This is a genomic window from Mycobacterium sp. SP-6446, assembly GCF_001954045.1.
In the GTDB taxonomy this organism is placed as follows: Bacteria; Actinomycetota; Actinomycetes; order Mycobacteriales; family Mycobacteriaceae; genus Mycobacterium.
Genome location: NZ_MBEM01000134.1, coordinates 1 through 4873 on the forward strand (window position 1 = coordinate 1; position 4873 = coordinate 4873).

6 protein-coding genes and 1 pseudogene are annotated in these 4873 nt (G+C 68.8%); 2 read left to right on the plus strand and 5 right to left on the minus strand.

The genetic code is table 11. The features are described from left to right. Nucleotides 1-459: 459 nt before the first annotated feature. A pseudogene (locus A5736_RS27210) lies at nucleotides 460-744 on the minus strand (PE family protein); the annotation flags it as partial. A 174-nt stretch (nucleotides 745-918) separates the two neighbouring features. Here A5736_RS27210 and A5736_RS11540 point away from each other — a divergent pair. After that, nucleotides 919-1266 (plus strand): hypothetical protein, encoded by a 348-nt coding sequence (locus A5736_RS11540; protein ID WP_076125427.1) that lies wholly within the window; start codon nucleotides 919-921, stop codon nucleotides 1264-1266. Nucleotides 1267-1280: 14 nt separating this feature from the next. Here the strand turns inward: A5736_RS11540 and A5736_RS11545 are convergent, their stop codons facing one another. Further along, nucleotides 1281-2471: a PPE family protein gene (locus A5736_RS11545; RefSeq protein ID WP_076125425.1), complete on the minus strand. Its 1191-nt coding sequence runs from the start codon at nucleotides 2469-2471 to the stop codon at nucleotides 1281-1283. Nucleotides 2472-2484: 13 nt separating this feature from the next. After that, nucleotides 2485-2784, minus strand: a complete 300-nt coding sequence (locus A5736_RS11550) for a PE family protein (RefSeq protein WP_076246281.1) — start codon at nucleotides 2782-2784, stop codon at nucleotides 2485-2487. A gap of 257 nt (nucleotides 2785-3041) precedes the next feature. Here A5736_RS11550 and A5736_RS11555 point away from each other — a divergent pair, with 257 nt between their 5' ends. Further along, nucleotides 3042-3779 carry an SIMPL domain-containing protein gene (locus A5736_RS11555; RefSeq protein ID WP_076246283.1) on the plus strand — a complete coding sequence of 246 codons (738 nt, stop codon included), beginning with the start codon at nucleotides 3042-3044 and terminating at the stop codon, nucleotides 3777-3779. Between the two features lie 4 nt (nucleotides 3780-3783). Here the strand turns inward: A5736_RS11555 and hpt are convergent, their stop codons facing one another. Together hpt and A5736_RS11565 are read right to left on the minus strand one after the other, a co-directional pair. Beyond that, nucleotides 3784-4392 carry a hypoxanthine phosphoribosyltransferase gene (gene hpt, locus A5736_RS11560; RefSeq protein WP_076114835.1) on the minus strand — a complete coding sequence of 203 codons (609 nt, stop codon included), beginning with the start codon at nucleotides 4390-4392 and terminating at the stop codon, nucleotides 3784-3786. Nucleotides 4393-4435: 43 nt separating this feature from the next. After that, on the minus strand, nucleotides 4436-4873 hold a 438-nt coding region (locus tag A5736_RS11565; protein WP_175611249.1), incomplete at its 5' end, for a TilS substrate-binding domain-containing protein.

Sequence of the window (4873 nt, forward strand, 5' to 3'; positions counted from 1 at the left end):
ACCCCAACCGCCGCCGTGCGGCGCGGCGTAACCGCTATAGGCGCCGCCGTGCGGCGTGTAGTTACCGCCCCAACCACCGCCGTGCGGCGTGTAGTTACCGCCCCAGCCACCGCCGTGCGGCGCGCCATACCCGCTGTAGGCGCCACCCCTGAATCGCATCGGGCTGGCGGGCGGTGCGGGCGCCGGGTGAGCGGGCGCCGGCCGAGCAGGCGCGGTGGGAGCCATGCGCGGCGGCGCGACGCGGGCGGGCCCGCTCGGCACGCGAGCGGGCGCGGCAGACGCCGCACCAGCGGGCGCCGCTGAGGCGACGCGTTCAGGAACGACAGGCGTGGCCGGCAAACGAGCAGGTGTGGCGGCCCCGGCCGGCACACGAGCGGGCCCGGCCGGCACACGAGCGGGCGCGGCGGGGACCATGTGCGCCGGCGCTCCGGCGGCCGCACGGCCACCCGCGACCTGCATCGCATTGATCGCGTCGGTGTCCGCGTAAGCGTTGGCGCTGGCCCCCAGGGTCTGGACGAACTGTTCGTGGATCACGCCGGCCTGCGCGCCGATTGCCTGATACATCTGGCCGTAGCCGGCGAAGCGTGCCGCTGTCATCGCGGACACCGCGTCGGCCGAGGCGGGCACCACTCCGGTGGTCGGGAATGCCGCGGCCGCGTTGGCCGCGCTGACGGCCGCGCCAATCGCCTGTAGCCGGCCGGCGGCAGCGCTGAGCTGCTCCGGCAGTGTGATCACAAACGACATGGGGATTTCTCCTTCTGGCGGGAATCGGTGGTGCTTTCTGCGGACGAACTGGGGACACTTTTTCATAAAACTGGAATTAATGTCTAGTTCTATGTCAAAAATTCTTTTTTCAGATCTTGACGTCCCAGCTCAGGACGGTTTGACCGGCTTTCGGCACCCGGTTACGCTTGTCGGATGCCACGGACAAACGCGGACGGCTGGGGGTTGAGGCGCCTTCTCGAGGCGACCCTGAACCGCGACATCACGGTCGAGCAGCTGCGCGACGCCTGCGGCGTCACCAAGGGCCGGTGGTACGGCGAGGCGGGCCGGGCAAACGCCGACGACTTCCCGGACGCCGAGGAGGCCAGGCGCGCGGCCCACGCGTTCGGACTCAGCGCCACCTGGCTGCAGGTCGAACTCGGCCTCATCACGCTCGCGGACGTGCGCGAGGCCCTGGCCGACCCGAGCTCCGTGGGCCCGTTCCAGGACACCACTCGACGCCGGGTGTTGCAGTTTCCGACGCCGGACGCTCCCCGCGAGTAGCTAGCGGGCCGCCGCTAGCCGCCGACCGGGGAATGCGCCATTACGGTCGGCTTGAATCCGTATCGGGGCGGCGCAAAGTGGGCCATACCCCGCCCTCCGCCGGCGCCCACGACGGGCAGCCCGCCCAACGTGTTCGTGGCCGGTTCGGCCGCAGCGGCGGCTCCGAGCCCGTTGAGGCCCACCGTGACGGGGCTCGCCACCGGGCCCGCGCCGGCCCAGGATGCCGGAACCGACAATCCCCCGATCGATGCGGCCTTGCCCACCGCTCCCGCGGCACCGCTCACAGCGCCCGAAACGGCGCGCGGCAATACCTCGACGGCCTTCGCGGCGCCCTCCGCCGCCTTCGCGGCCTGGGGCATCATGGCCTGGGCGAGGCCCTGGATGTCTTTGAACGCGGTGGTGAAAAGCCTTGTGGGAGAAATCAATCGGATAAACGTGTCGAAGGGCGTGCTGGCATCCAGCGTCGCCGATCCGGTCAAGCCCTCCAGCACATCACCGAGTACGCCGCCGACGACGATCCCATCGCCATTAGGAGTCGGGGTGATGTCGAGAAGCGACGTCGGTGCGCTCGTCAACCCGGCGAGCCCCCGTAGCGCGGTGGGAATCGTCTGCTCCGCGCCGGTGGCGCCCGCGGCCGCTTGGGCGACCGCGGCGGCCTGGCTGGCCGGCCCGGCCGGGTTGGTCGTGGGCGCCGCGGGGTTGAACGGCGGCAACGTCGACGCAGCCGCCGACGCGCCGGCATAGCCGTACATCGCGGCCGCATCCTGAGCCCACATCTCGGCGTAGTGCGCCTCGGTGGCCGCGATCGCCGCGGTGTTCTGGCCGAGGAAGTTGGTCGCGAGCAAGGCCATCAACAGCGCCCGGTTGGCCGCGATCACCGGCGGAGGCACCGTTTCGGCGAACGCCGTCTCGTAAGCGGCGGCCGCCGAAACCGCCTGGGCCCCGGCCTGTTCCGCCTGTCCAGCGGTGTCGTTCAGCCACGCGACGTGGGTCACGGCTGCGGCGACCATGGACGCCGCGGCCGGACCGTGCCACGGTCCGTCGGTCAGGCCGACGATCAGCGACCCGTAGGAGGACGCGGTGGCCTGCAGCTCGGTGGCGAGTCCGTCCCAGGCCGCCGCGGCGGCCAGCAGTGGCGCGGAGCCCGGCCCGGAATACATCAGCGCCGAGTTGATCTCCGGCGGCAACTGTGCGAAATCCAACATGAGTTCCCCTCGGTCAGGCGACCGTGGCGGTGTTGGCCGCCTCGGTCGCCGCATACGAACCTGCGCTGATGCCCAGCGTGGTCGCCAACTGCTCGCGCAGCGTCGCGGCCTGGGCGCTGATCTCCTGATAGAGCCGTCCATGCAAAGCGAACTGCGCGGCGGTCAGCATCGACACCACATCCGCCGCGGCGGGAGACACCCCGATGGTCGGGGCTGCCGCGGCCGCATTTCCGGCCCGCACCGCGGCGTTGATCGTGTGCAGATCCGCGGCGGCCGCGGCAATTACGTCGGGATGGGCGACGACAAATGACATGCTTTCTCCTCAAAAACGCGTCAGTTCAACGGCTTTCAAGACGCTAGGTCAGCGATGTCCGGATAGGACAGTTCCACCGGGGCCAATTCATTGCGGAGTCGATGACTGTTCACTTAGCTGCTTGAATGTGCTGCAACTTTGGGTTCTTATATGAAACATGTTGTGAACCAATATGATTGGAGTTACATATGAATTTTTACGCAGTTACCACCGTACGGGCTATCCTTTGCCCCGATCGCTTGCGCTAGTGTCCACACATGTCGATCGCACGAAGCGCCCCGAGGTTTGTTCGCCGGTCCATTGCCGTGGCCGCCGCCGGATTGGCCGTTGCCACCCTGCCGGCGTGCGACAAGCACAATTCCGCGCCCGCACCGGGCGCAAATCCGCGTCAGGTAACCGTTTTGGGATCGGGGCAAGTCCAAGGCGTCCCGGACACCCTGACCGCCGACGTCGGCATCGATTTCACCGCGGCCGACGTCACCGCCGCGATGAACCAGACCAACGACCGTCAGCAGGCGGTCATCAACGCGCTGGTCGGCGCCGGACTCGACCGCAAGGACATCAGCACCACGACGGTCACTCTGGAGCCCCAATACAGCGGTGGCACCGCGACCATCACCGGCTACCGCGCCACCAACGCGATCCGGGTCAAGATCCACCCGACCGACGCCGCGTCGCGGATGCTCGCGTTGATCGTGAACACCGGCGGCGACGCGACCCGGATCAGCTCGGTGAGTTACTCCATCGCCGACGACTCGCAACTGGTAAAGGACGCTCGCGCACGGGCTTTCAACGATGCCAAGAACCGCGCCGACCAGTACGCGCAATTGTCGGGGCTGCGCCTGGGCAGGGTGCTGTCCATCTCGGAGGCGGCGGGCGGCGCACCCACGCCCGGCGGACCGCCGGCGCCGCCTCGCAGCATGGCCGCTGTCCCACTAGAGCCCGGCCAGCAGACCGTGAGCTTCTCGGTGACGGCGGTGTGGGAGCTCGACTAAGCCGCTACTGGTAGACGCGGGGATCCAGCGTCCCGATATACGACAGGTCGCGGTAGCGCTCGTCGTAATCCAGGCCGTAGCCCACCACGAATTCGTTGGGAATGTCGAAGCCGACGTAGGCGATGTCGACGTTGGCGTGCATCGCGTCGGGCTTACGCAGCAGCGTGCACACCCGAAGCGAGCGTGGATGCCGGGTGGTGAGGTTCCGCGAGAGCCAAGACAAGGTGAGACCGGAGTCGACGACGTCCTCCACGATCAGCACGTCGCGATCGTTGATGTCGCGATCCAGGTCCTTGAGGATCCGCACGACCCCCGACGACGACGTCGACGACCCGTAGGAGCTGACGGCCATGAATTCGAACTGCGTCGGCACCGGAATAGCGCGGGCCAAATCGGTGACGAAGATCACCGCGCCCTTGAGCACCGTGATCAACAGCAGATCCTGGCCGGTCTGCGCGGCGACGTCGCGGTAGTCGCTGCCGATTTGCTCGCCCAGTTCGCCGATGCGGGCCTGAATCTGCTCGGCGGTGAGCAGCACAGACTTGATATCCCCCGGATACAGGTCTACCGGCTGCGCGGGGGTGATCGCCGAGGAGATCTGGGCCACGCCCACAGCGTGCCACGCCAACGGGCGAACAACCAACGCCAGTCCCGATTTACACAGGCTCGCGTCGCAGCGTCAGGACGCCGTCGTGCCGTCCCGCGATCAACCGCTCGCCGCGCAACGGCGACCCGACGGCCACCCCGCCCTGCCCGCGCCAGGCGGTGACCAGCGTGTCCACGCCCCTGATCTGCTTGTCCGTCAACCCGGTTGCTCCGCCGCTCAACAGCCAACCGCGGATCACCCGCCGTCGCACCGGGTCGGGCAGCGCGGCGAGGGCCTGGGCGTGCAGCCCGGCGCCCGCCGTCACCCCGGGCAACGCCTGCGCGGCAAGGGCATCGATCAACTCGGTGTCCGCGCGTAACGCCGTCGCGGTGCGGGCCAGCGCCTCGGCCACCCCGCCGCCCAGCACCTCCTCCAGCAGCGGCAGCACCTCGAGGCGCAGCCGGGTTCGGGTGAAACGGCGGTCGGTGTTGTGCGGGTCCTGCCACAC